The sequence below is a fragment of the Microbacterium istanbulense genome, from assembly GCF_037204145.1.
Taxonomy (GTDB): Bacteria; Actinomycetota; Actinomycetes; order Actinomycetales; family Microbacteriaceae; genus Microbacterium; species Microbacterium istanbulense.
The window spans coordinates 430,766-448,478 of the sequence record NZ_JBBDGN010000001.1 but is presented as its reverse complement, the minus strand read 5'-3'; the positions used below and the strand labels follow the sequence as shown (position 1 = coordinate 448,478).

Below are 17,713 nucleotides of genomic sequence, written 5' to 3'. Positions count from 1 at the left end.
GATTCTCCTCAGATGGTGGACGTGGGTGTGGATGCGGATGCGGATGCGGATGCGGCCTCGGCGAGCACGAGGTCTTCCCATGACATGCCCGCGCTCTTGAACACGATCGGCCGGTCGGAGGCCGGCGCCACCTGCCCGGCCACGACGGCTCGCAGGGGAACGAGGTCGTCAGGATCGAGGGCGCCCTCGGCGACGGCCAGCACGACGTCGCCGCATTCCCGCAGAGCAGTGGCGCGGCTCTCGACGATGACCTGCGCGCGGGCGAGGAGCGCGGCGTCGAGTTCACGCGCATCCGGTTCGTGGGAGCCCACGGCGGCGACCACGGTCTGTGGCCCCACCAACGAGGAGTCGAACAGCGGCGTGCGAGCCGTCGTCGCGCACATCACCAGACCCGCGCGGGCGAGGGCGGCCTCGACGTCGGTGCCGTCTGCGCGGAGCGTGAGAGCGGTGGGAGCGGATGCCGGCGCCCGGCCGGACCGGCTCACATACGTGACCGTCGCAATGTCGCGTGTGCCGGCGAGGACGGCCCGCGCGGCGTCGACATGGGCAACCGCCTGCGGTCCGGTGCCGAACACGACGATATGCAGGGGATCGGTGCGCCGCTCCAGCGCGGGACGGATCGCGGCCATCGTGACGGCCGGGGTGCGGAGGGTGGTCAGCGCAGCCCCGTCCAGCAGCGTCCGCAGGGTGAGGGTCGCGCGGTCGAACAGCAGGTAGAGGCCCTGGATGCGGGGGAGGTCCTGCTCGGGGTTGGAGGGCGCCACCGTGATCACCTTGAGGCCGGTGGCGGCGCGCTGTTCGGACGGCATGAGGAGGAACTCCCCGGATTGCAGCGGCACCGACAGGCGCGGGAGGTCGTCGTCAGGGTCGAGCCCAGCCTGCAGCGCGGCCTCGATGGCCGCGACGGCAGCGCGGACGTCGAGCGCTGCCCGAAGTCCCCTCGCGTCCAGCATCGCGATGTGACTCTTCGCGGTGTCGCCCATCCTGTGCCCTCTCGCCGACCGCGTCGATTATGTCTGCGCGGTCGGCGCCCCCTGCGGGCATCCTGCATTCATCGCGAGGCGCGCATCGGGCGAGCTGCCCGCCGGGGTCCGCCGGGACAGCGACTAAGCGAGCTGGGATTCCCCGTCGCGGTAGCGCGTGACGACGAGGTCGACCAGCGCGTCGGGCACCGGACCGCCGTCCAGCAACGGGGCGCTGATCGCGCGCCCGCCCGCCTGTCGCACGGCGAGGTCGAAGAAGTAGCCCTGCGCGAGCAGATAGGTCGCGATCGCGGCATCCGGATGCTGCGCGAGCGCCGTCGGGAGGTCGGGCTCGCGCGCGGCGAGGTAGGCGAGCTCGACAACCCGTCCGCTGCGGGCGCGCAGCAGAGCGGCCATCGCCTCCGCATCGGTCAGCGACGACGGGTCGCGGGACCCTGCCACCGCGAGGATGACGGGGGAGTCGGGGGCGGCCACCGCGTCTGTCCTGGCGGCGAGCACCTCGGCCAGGCGCGGGTCGGGGCCGAGCGGGGCCGTGACGGCCGTGTCGCGCCTGGTCTTCGCAATGCCATGCAGGTCGTGGTGCACGTGGAAGCCGCGCGACAGCAGCAGCGGCACGATCACCAGGGGGCCGTCGATCGTGGGGGCGAGCTCGGCGGCATCCGGCTGCTGCACGTCCACGAACGCTTCGATCACCGCCACGTCGGGCAGTGCCGCGGCGACTCGCTCGACGAGTGCGGCGATCGCCCCGGCCCCGGCCGCATCGGCGGTGCCATGCGAGACGGCGAGCAGCGTGGGGCGAGGCATGAGGCGACTCTAAAGCGCGAGCGGGCGGGAGAGGGTGTCGGTGACGCCCGGTGACACCCCGTGACGGATGAGCTCAGGGCTCGATGTGGATCTCGCTCTTGGACAGCACCTCGTCGAGGACAGTGCCTGCGGTGTCATTGGAGCAGGTCACCCCGACGAACAACACGGTCTCCGCCGTGGTGATCCCGCGAATGGCCATGCGCATGTGCATGTTCTCGTGTGTGCCGGACAAGACAAGCATGTCTGTCGGAACACCCGAGCGGCTCTGGAAGGACAGCGGATTGAGCTCAAGATCATCCGAGATGCTCGGAGCACCCGCGGCTTCCTCGGTCGCGATGATCTGAGTGGTCTCGAGATCGTTACCGCCAACGTAGAGCCAGGTATCACCCTGCCAATAGGAGACCTCGCACGCGCCGTCGGCGCTGGCATAGGTCATCGGGCCTTGGGGCTCTTTCGTCCACGCGTCGTCCGTCTCGAGGTCGCTGGCCCAGGAGACCTCCGCGTCGGCGGGCACCGTGTCGCCGTCGGCGAAACGCAAGGAAGGCGAGTCCGCACCAGCACATCCGCCCAGCGCGAGGGCAGAGGCGAGAGCGGCGGCGGCAAGCGCAGTCACGGTCAGCGAGGGGCGATGAATATCTCTTCTCATGCCCCGTGAGCCTAGGCAGACGGCATCCGACTCTGTCCACAGCCTGTGGATAACTCAAACTTGAGCGACCTGCTATCAACTTTCTTGACAGCGGTGGGGTGCTCGTCGTATCCTTGAGTCATTGCGGCTCAGGTTTGTGGCCGCATCACGAATTTCCTGATCAACATCACGTCAACACAAGGAGAGAACACATGGCACGTGCTGTCGGTATCGACCTCGGAACCACGAACTCTGTCGTCGCCGTCCTCGAGGGTGGCGAGCCCAAGGTCATCGCGAACGCGGAAGGCTTCCGCACCACCCCCTCGGTGGTCGCCTACACCAAGGACGGGGAGGTGCTCGTCGGTGAGACCGCCAAGCGCCAGGCCGTCACCAACGTCGACCGGACGATCTCGTCGGTCAAGCGCCACATGGGCACTGACTGGAGCTTCGACGTCGACGGCAAGAAGTGGACGCCGCAGGAGATCTCCTCGCGCATCCTCATGAAGCTCAAGCGCGACGCCGAGGCGTACCTGGGCGACACCGTGACCGACGCGGTCATCACCGTCCCCGCGTACTTCAACGACGCCGAGCGTCAGGCCACCAAGGAGGCCGGCGAGATCTCCGGCCTCAACGTCCTGCGCATCATCAACGAGCCCACCGCTGCCGCTCTGGCCTACGGCCTGGACAAGGGCAAGGAAGACGAGCTCATCCTCGTCTTCGACCTCGGTGGTGGAACCTTCGACGTCTCCCTCCTCGAGGTGGGCAAGGACGACGACTTCTCGACCATCCAGGTGCGCGCCACCGCCGGTGACAACCGCCTCGGTGGTGACGACTGGGACCAGCGCCTGGTCGAGTACCTCATCAAGCAGTTCAAGGAGACCACGGGCGTCGACGTCTCGGGTGACAAGATCGCCCTGCAGCGTCTGAAGGAGGCCGCGGAGCAGGCGAAGAAGGAGCTCTCCTCTTCGACCAGCACCTCGATCAACCTGCCCTACCTCTCGCTGACCGAGAACGGCCCCGTCTCGCTGTCCGAGACGATCACCCGTGCGAAGTTCGAGGACCTCACCAAGGACCTGCTCGACCGCACCAAGAAGCCCTTCGAGGATGTCATCCGCGAGGCCGGCATCAAGGTCGGCGACATCGACCACGTCGTGCTCGTGGGTGGTTCGACCCGTATGCCCGCCGTCGCCGAGCTCGTGAAGAAGGAGACCGGCAAGGAGCCCAACAAGGGCGTCAACCCGGACGAGGTCGTCGCCGTCGGCGCCGCCCTGCAGGCCGGCGTCCTCAAGGGTGAGCGCAAGGACGTGCTGCTCATCGACGTCACCCCCCTCAGCCTCGGCATCGAGACCAAGGGCGGCATGATGACCAAGCTCATCGAGCGCAACACGGCCATCCCGACCAAGCGCAGCGAGACCTTCACCACGGCCGACGACAACCAGCCGTCCGTCGCAATCCAGGTCTTCCAGGGTGAGCGCGAGTTCACCCGCGACAACAAGCCGCTGGGCACCTTCGAGCTCACCGGCATCGCCCCCGCTCCCCGCGGCCTGCCGCAGATCGAGGTCACCTTCGACATCGACGCGAACGGCATCGTGCACGTGTCCGCCAAGGACAAGGGCACCGGCAAGGAGCAGTCGATGACCATCACCGGCGGCTCGTCGCTGTCGAAGGAAGACATCGACCGCATGGTGCGCGAGGCTGAGGAGCACGCCTCCGAGGACAAGAAGCGCCGTGAGGCCGCCGAGGTCCGCAACCAGGCCGAGACCCTGTCGTACTCCATCGACAAGCTCGTCAAGGAGAACGAGGACAAGCTCCCCGAAGACGTCAAGACCGAGGTCATGGCGGATGTTGAGGCGCTGAAGACCGCTCTCGCCGGCGACGACGAGGATGCCGTGAAGTCGGCCCTCGACAAGCTGAACGCCTCGCAGACCAAGCTGGGTGAGGCTATCTACGCCTCCGCTCAGGCTGACGCTGCGGCCGAGGGCGCTGCCGAAGAGGCCGCGGCCGAGACCGGCGGTTCCGATGAGGACGTCGTCGACGCCGAGATCGTGGACGAGGACGAAGAGAAGAAGTAATGACAGACAAGAACTTCGACGCAAACGACGAGGTTCAGCCTGACGGTGAGGGGTCGGATGCTGCGGCATCCGGCCCCGCGCCGCAGGAGGGCACCTCGGGAGAAGAGCTCACCGTGGACGACATCCTCGGTGCCGCGCAGAGCGACGACGCAGCGAACGCCGATGCGGCGATCGCTGATGCCGAGTCCGCCCTGCTGAACGATCTCAAGCGCCTCCAGGCCGAGTACGCCAACTACCGCCGCCGCACCGAAGAGCAGCGTCAGGTCGAGATCGAGCGCGCGAAGGGTGAGGCTGCCAAGGGCCTGATCCCCGTGCTCGACGACCTCGACCGCGCTGCCCAGCACGGTGATCTGGTCGAGGGCACCCCCTTCGCCGTGATCGCCGACAAGGTGCGCGCGGTCGTGGACCGGCTCGGCGTGGTCTCGTACGGCGAGAAGGGCGAGGAATTCGACCCGCAGCGCCACGAGGCCATCTTCCAGCAGCCGACTCCCGGCGTCGACAAGACCACGGTGCTCGAGGTGGTCGAGGTGGGTTACCGCCTCGGCGATGTCGAGCTGCGTCCCGCGAAGGTCGTCGTCGCCGTCCCCGCGGAGTAGGTGATGCATGGCTAGCCAAGACTGGTTCGACAAGGATTTCTACAAGACGCTCGGGGTCTCGAAAGAGGTCTCGGATGCCGACCTGAAGAAGACGTACCGCAAGCTCGCCCGCAAGTATCACCCGGATGCCAATCCGGGTGATGCCGCGGCCGAGGCGAAGTTCAAGGAGATCAGCGAGGCATACAGCGTGCTCAGCGATCCTGAGCAGCGCACCGAGTACGACGAGATCCGCGCCATGGGTTCCGGTGCTCGCTTCACGGCGGGCAGCGGTTCCACGGGCGGGTTCGAGGATGTCTTCAGCCGCTTCGGGCAGGGTCGCGGCCAGGAGCCCGACTTCGACGACATCTTCTCGATGTTCACGCAGGGTGGCGGCGGAGGCTTCGGCTCCGGACGTTTCGGGCAGACCAGCGGCGGATTCCGCGGCTACGGCGGCCCGCAGCGGGGCGCCGATGTCACCGCGCGCACCACGCTCGACTTCATCACCGCGGCCAAGGGTGAGACGATCACACTGCAGGCCGAGGACGGCAAGCCGTTCAAGGTGAAGATCCCCGCCGGCGTCGCCGACGGGCAGAAGATCAAGCTGCGCGGCCGTGGTCGCCCTTCGCCGGACGGCGGAGAGAACGGCGACATCGTCGTGCAGATCGCCGTGCGGCCGCATCCGGTGTTCACCCGCGAGGGCCGCAACCTGCGGCTCGTCGTGCCGGTGACCTTCACCGAAGCTGCGCTCGGCGCGACCATCGAGGTGCCCACCCTGGGTGGCGACCCGGTGCGTCTGCGCGTAGCGCCCGGCACCCCGTCGGGTCGCGTCCTGCGGGTCAAGGGGCGCGGCATCACCACCAGCAAGGGCAGCGGTGATCTGCTCGCCGAGCTGCAGGTGGCCGTGCCGTCGCACCTCGACGAGAAGGCGCGCGAGGCGCTGGAGCACTTCGCCGCCGTCGAGTCGAAGGAGAACCCGCGCGCGGACTTGATGTCCAAGGCGCGAGGCTGAGCCATGGATGCGGAGTCCCCCGTCTTCGCCATCGCCGTGGCCGCCGACCTGGCGGGCATGCACCCGCAGACGCTGCGCCAGTACGACCGGATCGGCCTTGTCGTCCCCGGTCGTACTCGCGGCGGCTCGCGCCGCTACTCGGTGCGTGACATCGAGCAGCTGCGCGAGGTCGCCCAGCTCTCGAGTGAGGGTGTGAGCTTGCCCGCCATCGCGCGTGTGATCGCGATGGAGAACGAGGTGCGGATGCTGCGCGCCAAGGTCGCCGAGCTCGAGGGCGCGCTGCGCTCAGAGCGCTCATCGCGGCCAGGGATGCGGGTGTTCGCCGCCGGATCATCCGGGCAGGTGATCACCGTTCCCTCGGGTCGGCGCGTGCGCCGCGCGACCGAGGTCGTGCTGTGGCACCCGCGCGGTGGTGCGGATGCCGACGGCGAGCCGCCCGCGGCGGCGCCGGCAGCCGCTCCGGAGCCGGACGCCGACTGATCTGAGGCTCAGGGCCGTCCACATCCACCCCCGGCCGCCCCGCTGAAATCGGTTACAGTGGGGCACCATGGCCACCATCTACGACGTCGCGGCGCTCGCCGGGGTGTCGCCGGCCACGGTGTCGCGCGTCTTCAACGGCACCAAGGTGTCAGACGACAAGGTCGCGGCCGTACGCGACGCGGCGGAGCGACTGAGCTTCACCCCGAACCGCGCCGCGCGCACCCTGCGCCGACAGAGCTCTGAGGTCATCGCGCTCGTCATCCCCGACATCGAGAACCCCTACTTCACCGAGATGGCGCGCGGTGTGGAGGATGCGGCCAGCGAGAGCGGCTATTCAGTGGTGCTGTGCAACTCCGACGCACAGCCCGAGAAGGAATCCACCTATCTGCGCATCGCGATGGCCGAGCGGATGTCGGGGGTCATCCTCGCCGCGGCATCCGCCCAGACCGACCTCGCCGAGGTGCTCACGGCCGGCCGCCCCGTCGTCGCCGTCGACCGCAGCGCAGGCCACGACATCGACGAGGTCGTCATGGCCAACCGTGAAGCCGGCCGCCAGGCCACAGCCCACCTGCTGCGCACGCACCGCCGCGTGGCCTACATCGGCGGCCCAGCCGACATCGAGACCTCGGCAGAACGCGCCGAAGGGTGGCGCATCGCGCACCGTGACGCCGGCGTCGCGGTACCAGAGCACCTGCTGCGTTTCGCCTCGTTCCGCGTCGACGGAGGCAGGCGTGTCATGGAAGAGCTCCTCGCGCTCCCCGAGCCGCCCGACGCGATCGTCGCCGGCAACAATCTGATCGGCGTCGGCGCCATCCAGGTGCTCAGCGAACACGGCGTCGCCCCGCCGCGCATCGGCGTCGCCGTCGTCGGCTCGCTGCCGTACACGACCCTTCGTCCGAGCGCGGTGACCGTGGTGCGTCTGCCCGCCCGCCAGATGGGCGTCACCGCCGCGCGGATGCTGCTCGACCGCATCCGCGGCGACGACCAGCCGCCGCGCACGGTCGTGCTCCGCGGCGACCTGCAGCCCGCCGCCGACTGACCGGGATCGTCACCCGGCGCGCGCCGCGGCTCCGCATCTTGTGTCGTGAAACCGATTTCACGTACCCTGGACGAGGAGCCTGATCGGGCCCGGTCAAGGAGGACTCATGCGCTGCACCCTCGGGGTGGACATCGGCACGTCGAGCAGCAAGGGCGTGCTCGTGACCGACGACGGAAAGATCCTCGCCTCGGCAACCCGCGCGCACGAGGTCGATCGACCCCACACCGGCTGGGTCGAGATGGACGGTCGCGTGTGGTGGGACGAGTTCGTCGCGATCACGCGTGAGCTGCTCGCCGCCGAACCGGCGGCGCAGATCGTCGGGGTCGGGGTCAGCGGCATGGGACCGTGCATCCTGCTCGCCGATGAGCACGACGAGCCGGTGCGCTCCGCGATCCTCTACGGGGTCGACACCCGCGCCACCGCGCAGGTGACACGGATGACCGCCGAACTCGGCGAAGACGAGATCACGCGCATCGGCGGCTCGGTGCTCACCTCGCAGGCGGGCGGCCCGAAGATCTCGTGGGTCGCCGAGGAGGAACCCGAGGTCTGGGCTCGCGCCGCACGCCTGTTCATGCCCGCATCGTGGCTGGTGCGCCACCTCACCGGCGCCTATGTGCTCGACCATCAGTCCGCCAGCCAGGTCTCGCCGCTGTACGACATCGAGCACGAGCGCTGGCATGATCCGTGGTGGCAGCGTTATGCGGCATCCATCGAGCAGCCACCGCTGGCCTGGGCCGACGAGATCGCCGGCACCGTCACCGCCGAGGCCGCTGCCGCCACTGGCCTGCCCGTCGGCACGCCGGTGATCACCGGCACGATCGACGCGTGGACCGAGGCCGTCAGCGTCGGGGCGCACGGCGACGGCGACCTCATGCTCATGTACGGCACCACGATGTTCCTCATCGCCACCGGCACCGAGACGCTGCGCACCGCGTCGATGTGGACCACCGCCGGAGCGTTCGCCGGCTCCCGCAACCTCGCCGGCGGCCTCTCCACCTCCGGTGCCCTCACCGCCTGGCTGAAAGACCTCACCGGCGACGACTACCCGCACCTGCTCGCCGAGGCAGCGCAGTCCGGCCCCGGCGCGCGCGGCCTGCTGATGCTGCCGTACTTCGCGGGGGAGCGCACCCCCATCCAGGACCCGGATGCCCGCGGCGTCATCGCCGGCCTCACCCTGCAGCACGGCCGAGGCGACCTGTACCGCGCCGCTCTCGAGGCGACGGCCCTGGGCGTGCGGCACAACGTCGACACCATGCGCGCAGCCGGCGCCCGCATCGACCGCATCGTCGCCGTCGGCGGCGGCACCCAGGGGCGCCTCTGGCTGCAGGTCGTGTCGGATGTCACCGGGCTCGTGCAAGAGGTGCCGGAGAAGACGATCGGGGCCAGCTACGGCGCCGCCTTCCTCGCCGCCACCGCCGTCGCGCCGGACACCGCGCCCCGGATCGAGGACTGGAACCCCATCGCCGAGACGATCACACCCGACCCCGGCCTCGCCGCCGGCTACGACACGCTCTTCGACCGCTACCTGCGGTTGTACGCCGGCACGGCCGACGTCGTCCACGAACTCGCCGCCGACCAGCGCGGCGCCTGACCCCTCGATCCACGGAGCAGAGACCATGACCTACACCCTTCCCGCCCCCGCCGCCCGCCCTGAAACCGCCCCGCAGACCGCCTACCTCATCGCGTCCGGCGACCTGCGCGAATCGGCCAACACCGCCGGCTGGCCCACCCAGGTCGAGCTCGAGGCCGGCGTCACCCGGGTGCTCGAAGACCTGGGGTGGACCGTCATCCGGGCCAACGACGTCGACCCCGCGACCGGGCACGGCTTCATCTCCAGTCAGCGCATGGGCATCGAGGTGTTCAAGGGCATCCCGACCGACGCGCCGCTCATCGTCGCCGAGGCCGTCTGGCAGTACTCGCACCACGTGCTCGCCGGCCTCCGCACGCACCAGGGCCCGATCCTCACGGTCGCCAACTTCGCCGGGGAATGGCCGGGCCTGGTGGGCCTGCTCGGCCTGAACGCCGGCCTGACGAAGATGGGCAAGGACTACGCCACGATCTGGTCGGTCGACTTCACCGACGACTGGTTCCGCGACGGCATCCGCGAGTGGACCGAGACCGGCGCCATCACGCACGACGCCAGCCATGTGCGCGCCCTGCCTGCCCTGCCCGACAGCCCCGAGAAGCAGCTCGGTGCGGCGCTGGCCGAACAGCTTCGCGCCGACAAGGCCATCATCGGCGTCTTCGACGAGGGCTGCATGGGCATGTACAACGCCATCTTCGATGACGAACTGCTCAACCCCACCGGCATCTACAAGGAGCGACTGTCCCAGTCGGCGCTGTACGCCGAGATGCTGCAGGTGACGGATGCCGAGGCCGACGCGGCCTACGACTGGCTCATCGACCACGGGATGACGTTCGTCTACGGCGAGGATGCCGCCACCGAGCTCACGCGCGAGCAGGTGCAGTGGCAGCTGAAGATGTACATCGCCGCGCTCCGCATCGCCGACGACTTCGGGCTCGACGCCGTCGGCATCCAGTACCAGCAGGGCCTGAAGGACCTCGTTCCGGCGTCTGATCTGGCCGAGGGCATCCTCAACTCCACCGAGCGCCCGCCGGTGACCAGCCGCGACGGCTCGCGCGTGCTGCACGAGGGCCGGGCGTTCCCGCACTTCAACGAGGCCGACGAGGGCGTCGCCGTCGACGCGCTGGTGACCGACCGGGTGTGGCGGGCGATGGGTCTCGTGCCCGACAACACCCTGCACGACGTGCGCTGGGGCGAGGACTACGACGGCCAGTTCGTGTGGGTGTACGAGATCTCGGGCTCGGTGCCTGCCTCGCACCTCGGCGGCTGGCAGAACGCCGAGGGCTGGCGTCAGGGGCACGTGTTCTTCCCGGCCGGCGGGGCCACGATCAACGGCGTCTCCACGCCCGGCGAGGTCGTGCTCTCGCGCATCTACATCGCCGACGGCGTGCTGCAGGCCGACCTCTTCCGCGGCTCGGTCGTCGAGCTGCCGGCCGAAGAGACGCAGCGCCGCAAGGATGCCACCAACCCGGAGTGGCCGATCGCGCACGTCGTGCTGCACGGGCAGAACCGCGACCAGTTCATGGCCAGGCACAAGGCCAACCACGCGCAGCTCGTCTATGCGCCCGACGGCGAGACCGCCGATCGCGCCCTCGTCGCGAAGGCCGCGATGCTCGACGGCATGGGCATCCGGGTCAACCTCGCCGGCGACGTGCGGATCTGACCGGACAGAATGGTGGCATGAGCCCCGCGCGCATCGTCATCATCTACGCCGACGACCTGGGCTACGGCGACGTCGGATGCTTCGGGGGCGATGATGTGCGCACGCCGCACCTCGACGCGTTGGCCGCGCGCGGTGTGCGGTTGACGAACTGGTACGCGAACTCCCCGGTGTGCTCGCCCTCGCGGGCGGCCCTGCTGACCGGACGGCACCCCGTGCACGCCGGCGTGCAGGAGATCCTCGGGGGAGCGCGCGGCACATCCGGCCTGCCCGATCAGCCGACGCTTGCCTCGCACCTGCGGGATGCCGGCTATGCGACCGGCATCTTCGGCAAGTGGCATCTCGGCACCGGGCCCGGGTACCGCCCGCTCGACCGCGGCTTCGACCGGCACGTCGGATTCCTCGCCGGATGCGTCGACTACTACTCGCACATCTTCTACTGGGGTGCCGGTGACCCGGTGCACGACCTCTGGGATGACGACGCCGAGGCCTGGCGGAACGGACGCTACCTCACCGAAGTCATCGCCGAGCAGGCCGTCGACTTCATCCACGCCCACGCCGCCGAACCGTTCCTCTGCTACGTGCCGTTCAATGCGCCGCACTATCCGATGCACGCACCGGCCGAATACCTCGACCGCTTTCCCGAGCTGCCGCCCGAGCGCCGCATCATGGCCGCGATGATCGCCGCGATGGATGACGGCGTTGGTCGCATCCTCGACGCGCTCGACGCGCACGGGATCGCCGACGACACCCTCGTGTTCTTCTCCTCAGACAACGGCCCGTCGACCGAGAGCCGCAACTGGCTCGACGGTGAGGAGATCGCCTACCGGGGCGGGTCGACCGGCGGGCTGCGAGGCAGCAAGGGGTCGCTGTTCGACGGTGGCATCCGCGTGCCCGCCATCGTGACCTGGCCGGGGCGCCTGCCCGCCGGCGCGGTCTCGGACGTGCCTGGTCAGATGATGGACGTCGTGCCCACCGTGCTCGAAGCGCTGGGCCTGTCCGGCGCGGCCGAGGCCGACGGTGAGAGCCGGCTGGCGGTGTGGCAGAGGGCGGATGCCGATGCTGATGTGGAGGCTGATGTGGATGCCGACGCCGAGCGCACCCTGTTCTGGGAGTATGGTCCGCAACTCGCTGCCCGCCGTGGGCGATGGAAGCTCGTCACCTCCGCGCGCGAGTACCTTGGCGGCCCGTATGTGCTCGGCAGCAGCATCCTCGTCGACCTCGATGCCGACCCCGGTGAGCACACCGACCTGTCGGCCGCGCATCCGGACGTCGCGGCGGCGTTGCAGGCGGAGCTCTCGGCCTGGGCCGCCTCGTTCGCCTGGGACGGCGCAGCCTGGGCGTGACGGCGGAGCCTGGGCGTGACGGCGCCGCCTGGGCGTGACGGCGCCGCCGACCCGCTCGATACAGTGGGCGCATGGCCAGAGCGAAGCGCGTGACGATCACCGACATCGCGCGCCTGGCGGGCGTCTCGCCGGGGGCGGTCTCCTTCGCGTTGAACGGTCGGCCGGGGGTCAGCGAGGCCACCAGGGCCCGCATTCTCGAGATCGCCGAGGAGCACCAGTGGGTGCCGAGTTCGGCGGCGCGCGCTCTGGTCGGTTCGCGCGCCGGCGTGGTCGGCTTCGCCGTGAACCGCACCGCTCGTGCGCTCAGCACCGAGGCGTTCTTCACCGATCTCGTCGCGGGCGCGCAGTCGGCCCTCACGACGCAGCGGATCGCCCTGCAGCTGGTGCTCGTGTCATCGATCGACGAGGAGATGGCCACCTATCGTCGGTGGAGCAGCGCCAACCAGGTCGATGGCGTCATCGTGATCGACCCGCGCGATGACGACCCACGGCTGCGGGTGCTCACCGACCTCGGCCTGCCCGCTGTCGTGATCGGCAGTCATATCTCCGAGCCCGATGGCCCCGCAACGATCTGGCTCGACGACAGCCGGGTCGCGCACTCCCTCTTCGACTACCTCACGGCGCTCGGCCACCGCTCGATCGTCTACGTCTCCGGGCCTGCCGAGTTCCAGCACACGCAGCTGCGCACGGATGTGCTCACGGCCCTGGCTGAGCGCGGGGTGACCGGCGAGGTCATCCCCACCGACTTCTCACCGGCATCCGCGACGACGACCATGCGCAGCATCCTCAGCCGCCGCGAGCGCCCGACCGCGGTCGTGTTCGACAACGACATGATGGCGATCGCCGGATGCCGCGTCGCGCAGGAGATGCGCGTGGCGGTTCCTGATGACCTGTCGGTGGCATCGTTCGACGATTCCACTGTCGCCGGCCTCGTGCATCCCTCGATCACGGCGATCACGCGCGACACGTTCCGTCTCGGCGAGGATGCCGCGAATTTCCTGCTCGAGCAGATCGACAGCGGTGACATACTCCCCGATCGCCCCGGCATCCCGCCCCAACTCACGGTGCGCGAGAGCACGGCAGCGCCGCGCACGGCCAGCTGAAGGGCGGGCTGAAGGGCCTGCTGAATCGCCTGCTGAGCGGGCGGTGGGTTCAGACGACGGTGTTCTGCGAGGTGTAGTCCCGCGCCTCGCCCAGCACGGGGCGCACGAGTTCGGTGATGCCGCGCGCCGTCAGCACCTCGGGCCGCTCGGCGTCGATCGAGGTCACGAACGCCGGATCCATACCCGCCGTGCACAGATCGACCCATGCCTGGAAGATCGCGCCACCGGGGCTCATCGCCCCGCGGCTGACGGGGATCTCGTCGGCGTCGACCTCGATCACGATCGCGGTCGTGCGGGCTGGCGGCTCCTGCCGGGCGCGCAGCTCGGGGATGATCTCGGCGAAGCGGCGCCCGATGGGCTTGACCTCGCCCTCGGCGTCGATCAATCCCAGGCTGTACTCCAACTCGGGGAAGTCGGCGAGCTGACGGCTCACGTCGTGTGAGCACCACCAGGTCACGCCCCAGAGGTTCTCGGTGCGCGCGGCCCAGCGCACGGTCGCCTCGAGGAAGCCGGGGGCCTCTTCGGGGGTGAGGCAGTTCGACGGAGCACCGACCTCCTGCAGCCAGACGGCGCGGCCCGGGTCGTTCGCGAACGCGCGGGAGAGTTCGATCATGTACTCCGCGTGCCGGTCGGATGCCACCGAGCGCCCGCCGTACCGCTGAGCGGTGCCGTTGAAGATCCACGAGTGCACGGTCGTCATGGCGCCGAGGCGGGACGCGTGCGCGGGGGTGAAGCCGTGGCCGTCCATGTACCAGGCGGCGTCGTACTCGCTGTGCACATGCTGCTGCGCGGGCGCTGCCGCCTGTGCGGCATCGAGCAGCGTGGTGATCCAGTTCGCCGCCTCGTCGGCCGTGACCGGCCACGGCGACGGGTGGTTCTTCGCCGAGAACTGGTTGGTCTCGTTGCCCGTCGTGAAGCCGAGGAAGTTGGGGGCGTCGGCGAGCGCCTCGCCGAGCCGGGTGACCAGGGCGACCTGACCGCTCAGTGCATCGGGGTGGGTGAACATGTTCTTGTCGTGCCAGGTGAACAGCCACGAGGGGAGGAAGTCGAAGCTCGACAGGTGTCCCTGGATGACGTCGACCGTGGCATCCAACCCCACCGATGCGGCCACGTCGACGACCGCCCGCACATCGGCGACAGCCTGCTCGCGGATGAGCGTGCGGTTCGGCTGCAGCACGGTCCACAGCGGGAAGAGGCGCACGTGGTCGAGCCCGAGCCCAGCCAGCGTCGTGAAGTCGCGGCGCACCTCGTCGAGGTCGAGCGACATCCACGCGTGCATCCAGTCGGTGCGGGGGGTGTAGTTCGCGCCGAAGCGCAGGGGAGCAGGGCCGATAGCAGTCATCGACATCGTGTCACTTTCCGGTCAAGGGGCCCGACGGTAGAATGAACTATAGCGCTTTAGTCCTCGATCTCGATGCTGATCCCAGGAGCTCCCCCCATGCACGATGACACTTCGCTCACGCTCGGCCGCGTCTCGCGCGTCCTCACCGAGCGCATCCGCCCCGCCATCCACGCGGAGTCCGTGCCGCTGACGATCGAGGTGCATCAGCTACCCGGTGAGCCGATTGCCCCGGAGGCCGGGCTCGCCCTCGACTTCGAACCGACCACGGTCGGTCAGATGTGGGGGCCGGCCTGGGGCACCACCTGGTTCAAGGTCACCGGAGCCGTGCCAGGGGAGTGGGCCGGCCGCCGCGTCGAGGCGCTCATCGACCTCGGCTTCGACGTCAACATGACCGGCTTCCAGTGCGAGGCTCTCGTGTACCGCCCCGACGGCACGCCGATCAAGAGCATCAACCCGCGCAACCAGTGGGTGCTGATCGTGCCACAGGCCGACGGCGACGAGCAGGTCGAGCTCTACCTCGAGGCCGCCTCGAACCCGGTCCTGCTCGACTACCACCCCTTCCTGCCGACGCAGGAGGGCGACATCCTCACCTCCTCGCCCGAGCCGCTGTACCGCACCCGCCGGATGGACCTCGTCGTGTTCGACGAGGAGGTCTTCGAGCTCTCCCTCGACCTCGAGGTGCTCTTCGAACTGCAGGCTGAGCTGCCACCCACCTCGCCGCGCCGCATGTCGATCCTGCAGGCCATGGACGACGCCCTCGACGTGCTCGACCTGCAGCACATCTCCGCGACGGCATCCGATGCCCGTGCCCGCCTAGCCGCCGTGCTGGCCGCCCCGGCCGAGGCCAGTGCCCACCGCATCTCGGCTATCGGCCACGCCCACATCGACTCCGCCTGGCTGTGGCCGGTCCGCGAGACGATCCGCAAGGTCGCCCGCACCACGTCGTCGATGACCACGCTGATCGACGAGGTGCCCGACTTCCGCTACGGCATGTCCAGCGCGCAGCAGTACGCCTGGGTCAAGCAGCACCGCCCCGAGGTCTACGACCGCATCAAGGCCGCCGTCGCCGAGGGCCGCTTCCTGCCGCTGGGCGGTATGTGGGTCGAGTCCGACACCGTGATGCCGAGCGGTGAGTCGCTGGTGCGCCAGTTCGCCTACGGCCAGCGCTTCTTCGAGAGCGAGTTCGGCATCCGCTCGAAGGGCGTGTGGCTCCCCGACAGCTTCGGCTACTCGCCCGCGCTGCCGCAGCTCATGCGACGGGCCGGCTTCGAGTGGTTCTTCACACAGAAGATCTCGTGGAACCAGCAGAACGTCTTCCCGCACCACACCTTCCTGTGGGAGGGCATCGACGGCTCGCGCATGTTCACGCACTTCCCCTCGATGGACACCTACAACTCGCAGCTCAGCGGTTCGGAAGTCGCCAAGGCGGCGCGCCAGTTCAAGGAGAACCGAGTCTCGTCCCGCTCGATCGCCCCGGTCGGCTGGGGCGACGGCGGCGGCGGCACCACGCGCGAGATGACCGGCAAGGCCGCCCGCCTGGCCAACCTCGAAGGCAGCGCGCGCGTCGAGTGGGAGCACCCCGACGACTTCTTCGACAAGGCCAGAGCCGAGATCGCGCACCCCGCCGTCTGGGTCGGCGAGCTCTACCTCGAACTGCACCGCGGCACCCTCACCAGCCAGCACGGCACCAAATCACGCCATCGGTGGGCAGAGCACGCCCTGGTCGAGGCCGAGCTGTGGGCGGCAACCGATGCCGTGCGCACCGGCGCGGACTACCCCCAGGCTGAGATCGACGAGCTGTGGCAGATCGTGCTGCTTCACGAGTTCCACGACATCCTTCCCGGCACCTCGATCGCCTGGGTGCACCGCGAGGCGGTCACCGCGTTGGAAGACGTCATCGCCCGCGCCCGCGCCATCTCGGATGCCGCCCGCCGTTCCCTCGCCGGCGACGGCGACCTTGAGCTCGTGTTCACTCCGGCATCCGTCGCGGGGCCCGCACCGCTCGGTGCGGCCGTCGCCGCCCCGGCCGAGGGTGCCGTCACGCTGGATGCCGACGGGGCGGGCTTCATCCTCGCCAACGATCTCGTGCGCGTGCACCTCACGACCGACGGCCTGATCGACTCGGCCGTCGACCTCGCCACCGGCCGCGACGCCGTCGCCCCCGGAAAGGTCGCCAACCTGCTGCAGCTGCACCAGGACTTCCCGAACATGTGGGACGCGTGGGACATCGACAAGTACTACCGCAACCGGGTCACCGACCTGCGGGACGTCACGGCGATCGACGCACGGATCACGGATGCCGGTGCCGCAGAGGTCATCATCGAGCGCGCGTTCTCGGAATCGACGATCCGGCAGACCCTCACCCTCGCACCGGGGGAGCGGACACTGCACATCGTCAACGACATCGACTGGCACGAGACAGAGAAGCTGCTCAAGCTCGCCTTCCCGCTCGACATCCAGGCCGCGCACACCGAGGCCGAGACCCAGTTCGGCTATCAGGCGCGCGTGACCCACGTGAACACCAGCTGGGAGGCAGCGAAGTTCGAGACCTCGATGCATCGCTTCGTGCTCGTCCGTGAGGAAGGCTTCGGCGTCGCACTGATCAACGACTCGATCTACGGCTACGACACCACCCGCGATGCTGACGACGACGCGGTCACGACGACCGTGCGCCTGTCGCTGCTGCGCGCGCCGCGCTTCCCCGACCCCGACACCGACCACGGCCGTCACGTGATCGCCACGGGTCTGGTGATCGGCGCCGGCCCTGCCGAGGCGACCCGCGCCGGCATCGAGCTGAACACGCCCGCCACCGTGCTGCGGGGTGCGCACGAGGTCGCTCCGCTCGTGGCTGTGCATGGCGACGGCATCGTCGTCTCCGGCGTCAAGCTCGCCGACGACGGCTCGGGCGATGTGATCGTGCGGCTCTACGAGGCGCTCGGGCGCCGTGCCGCCGGCACGCTCGAGATCGACTTCGACCACCGGGACGTGCGTGAGGTCTCGCTCATCGAGGACGACCTGGACGACGCCCGCACCGGCACCGACCTCGCCCTGCGGCCGTTCGAGGTGCGCACCCTGCGCATCGCGCGCTGA

Annotated in this window: 14 protein-coding genes; 10 read left to right on the top strand and 4 right to left on the bottom strand. The window is 69.4% G+C overall.

The window, feature by feature from the left end; genetic code table 11:
- Positions 1 to 8: 8 nt before the first annotated feature.
- The 3 genes from WDU93_RS02205 to WDU93_RS02195 all read right to left on the bottom strand — a co-directional run bounded on the left by WDU93_RS02205 (position 9) and on the right by WDU93_RS02195 (position 2,400).
- A complete protein-coding gene (locus WDU93_RS02205; protein ID WP_337316895.1) occupies positions 9 to 983 on the bottom strand; it encodes an ornithine cyclodeaminase family protein in 975 nt (324 codons plus the stop codon).
- A 123-nt stretch (positions 984 to 1,106) separates the two neighbouring features.
- Positions 1,107 to 1,787: a sirohydrochlorin chelatase gene (locus WDU93_RS02200; protein ID WP_337316892.1), complete on the bottom strand. Its 681-nt coding sequence runs from the start codon at positions 1,785 to 1,787 to the stop codon at positions 1,107 to 1,109.
- 73 nt (positions 1,788 to 1,860) lie between these two features.
- Positions 1,861 to 2,400: a hypothetical protein gene (locus WDU93_RS02195; RefSeq protein ID WP_337316890.1), complete on the bottom strand. Its 540-nt coding sequence runs from the start codon at positions 2,398 to 2,400 to the stop codon at positions 1,861 to 1,863.
- Positions 2,401 to 2,624: 224 nt separating this feature from the next.
- Here WDU93_RS02195 and dnaK point away from each other — a divergent pair, with 224 nt between their 5' ends.
- From dnaK to WDU93_RS02150, 9 genes are all read left to right on the top strand, one after another.
- Positions 2,625 to 4,484 (top strand): molecular chaperone DnaK, encoded by a 1,860-nt coding sequence (gene dnaK / locus WDU93_RS02190; RefSeq protein ID WP_337316888.1) that lies wholly within the window; start codon positions 2,625 to 2,627, stop codon positions 4,482 to 4,484.
- The gene (locus WDU93_RS02185; protein WP_337316887.1) at positions 4,484 to 5,080 is read left to right on the top strand and encodes a nucleotide exchange factor GrpE; all 597 of its coding nucleotides are present in this window, start codon (positions 4,484 to 4,486) and stop codon (positions 5,078 to 5,080) included. Before dnaK ends, WDU93_RS02185 begins: the two co-directional genes overlap by 1 nt.
- A 7-nt stretch (positions 5,081 to 5,087) precedes the next feature.
- A complete protein-coding gene (locus WDU93_RS02180; protein ID WP_337316885.1) occupies positions 5,088 to 6,068 on the top strand; it encodes a DnaJ C-terminal domain-containing protein in 981 nt (326 codons plus the stop codon).
- 3 nt (positions 6,069 to 6,071) lie between these two features.
- Complete coding sequence (locus tag WDU93_RS02175; protein ID WP_337316883.1) at positions 6,072 to 6,548, top strand: heat shock protein transcriptional repressor HspR; 477 nt, start codon at positions 6,072 to 6,074, stop codon at positions 6,546 to 6,548.
- A gap of 67 nt (positions 6,549 to 6,615) precedes the next feature.
- A complete protein-coding gene (locus WDU93_RS02170; protein WP_337316881.1) occupies positions 6,616 to 7,587 on the top strand; it encodes a LacI family DNA-binding transcriptional regulator in 972 nt (323 codons plus the stop codon).
- A gap of 106 nt (positions 7,588 to 7,693) precedes the next feature.
- On the top strand, positions 7,694 to 9,178 hold the full coding sequence (locus WDU93_RS02165; protein ID WP_337316880.1) for an FGGY-family carbohydrate kinase: 1,485 nt from the start codon (positions 7,694 to 7,696) through the stop codon (positions 9,176 to 9,178).
- A gap of 25 nt (positions 9,179 to 9,203) precedes the next feature.
- A complete protein-coding gene (locus WDU93_RS02160) occupies positions 9,204 to 10,835 on the top strand; it encodes a fucose isomerase (protein ID WP_337316879.1) in 1,632 nt (543 codons plus the stop codon).
- A gap of 17 nt (positions 10,836 to 10,852) precedes the next feature.
- Entirely contained in the window at positions 10,853 to 12,178 is a 1,326-nt protein-coding gene (locus WDU93_RS02155) for a sulfatase family protein (protein ID WP_337316878.1), read from the top strand.
- A gap of 71 nt (positions 12,179 to 12,249) precedes the next feature.
- Entirely contained in the window at positions 12,250 to 13,281 is a 1,032-nt protein-coding gene (locus WDU93_RS02150; RefSeq protein WP_337316877.1) for a LacI family DNA-binding transcriptional regulator, read from the top strand.
- A 49-nt stretch (positions 13,282 to 13,330) separates the two neighbouring features.
- Here WDU93_RS02150 and WDU93_RS02145 read toward each other — a convergent pair whose 3' ends face one another.
- The gene (locus WDU93_RS02145; RefSeq protein WP_337316876.1) at positions 13,331 to 14,629 is read right to left on the bottom strand and encodes a glycoside hydrolase 5 family protein; all 1,299 of its coding nucleotides are present in this window, start codon (positions 14,627 to 14,629) and stop codon (positions 13,331 to 13,333) included.
- A gap of 90 nt (positions 14,630 to 14,719) precedes the next feature.
- On the opposite strand from WDU93_RS02145, the gene WDU93_RS02140 reads away from it, so the two are divergent.
- A complete protein-coding gene (locus WDU93_RS02140) occupies positions 14,720 to 17,713 on the top strand; it encodes an alpha-mannosidase (protein ID WP_337316874.1) in 2,994 nt (997 codons plus the stop codon).

Excerpts from the sequence above, each read along its gene's own strand:
- WDU93_RS02175 (WP_337316883.1), top strand. The coding sequence starts at position 6,072 with ATGGATGCGGAGTCCCCCGTCTTCGCCATCGCCGTGGCCGCCGACCTG.
- WDU93_RS02150 (WP_337316877.1), top strand. The coding sequence starts at position 12,250 with ATGGCCAGAGCGAAGCGCGTGACGATCACCGACATCGCGCGCCTGGCG.
- WDU93_RS02145 (WP_337316876.1), bottom strand. The coding sequence starts at position 14,629 with ATGTCGATGACTGCTATCGGCCCTGCTCCCCTGCGCTTCGGCGCGAAC.
- dnaK (WP_337316888.1), top strand. The coding sequence starts at position 2,625 with ATGGCACGTGCTGTCGGTATCGACCTCGGAACCACGAACTCTGTCGTC.
- WDU93_RS02205 (WP_337316895.1), bottom strand. The coding sequence starts at position 983 with ATGGGCGACACCGCGAAGAGTCACATCGCGATGCTGGACGCGAGGGGA.
- WDU93_RS02170 (WP_337316881.1), top strand. The coding sequence starts at position 6,616 with ATGGCCACCATCTACGACGTCGCGGCGCTCGCCGGGGTGTCGCCGGCC.
- WDU93_RS02185 (WP_337316887.1), top strand. The coding sequence starts at position 4,484 with ATGACAGACAAGAACTTCGACGCAAACGACGAGGTTCAGCCTGACGGT.
- WDU93_RS02160 (WP_337316879.1), top strand. The coding sequence starts at position 9,204 with ATGACCTACACCCTTCCCGCCCCCGCCGCCCGCCCTGAAACCGCCCCG.
- WDU93_RS02155 (WP_337316878.1), top strand. The coding sequence starts at position 10,853 with ATGAGCCCCGCGCGCATCGTCATCATCTACGCCGACGACCTGGGCTAC.
- WDU93_RS02140 (WP_337316874.1), top strand. The coding sequence starts at position 14,720 with ATGCACGATGACACTTCGCTCACGCTCGGCCGCGTCTCGCGCGTCCTC.
- WDU93_RS02200 (WP_337316892.1), bottom strand. The coding sequence starts at position 1,787 with ATGCCTCGCCCCACGCTGCTCGCCGTCTCGCATGGCACCGCCGATGCG.
- WDU93_RS02165 (WP_337316880.1), top strand. The coding sequence starts at position 7,694 with ATGCGCTGCACCCTCGGGGTGGACATCGGCACGTCGAGCAGCAAGGGC.
- WDU93_RS02180 (WP_337316885.1), top strand. The coding sequence starts at position 5,088 with ATGGCTAGCCAAGACTGGTTCGACAAGGATTTCTACAAGACGCTCGGG.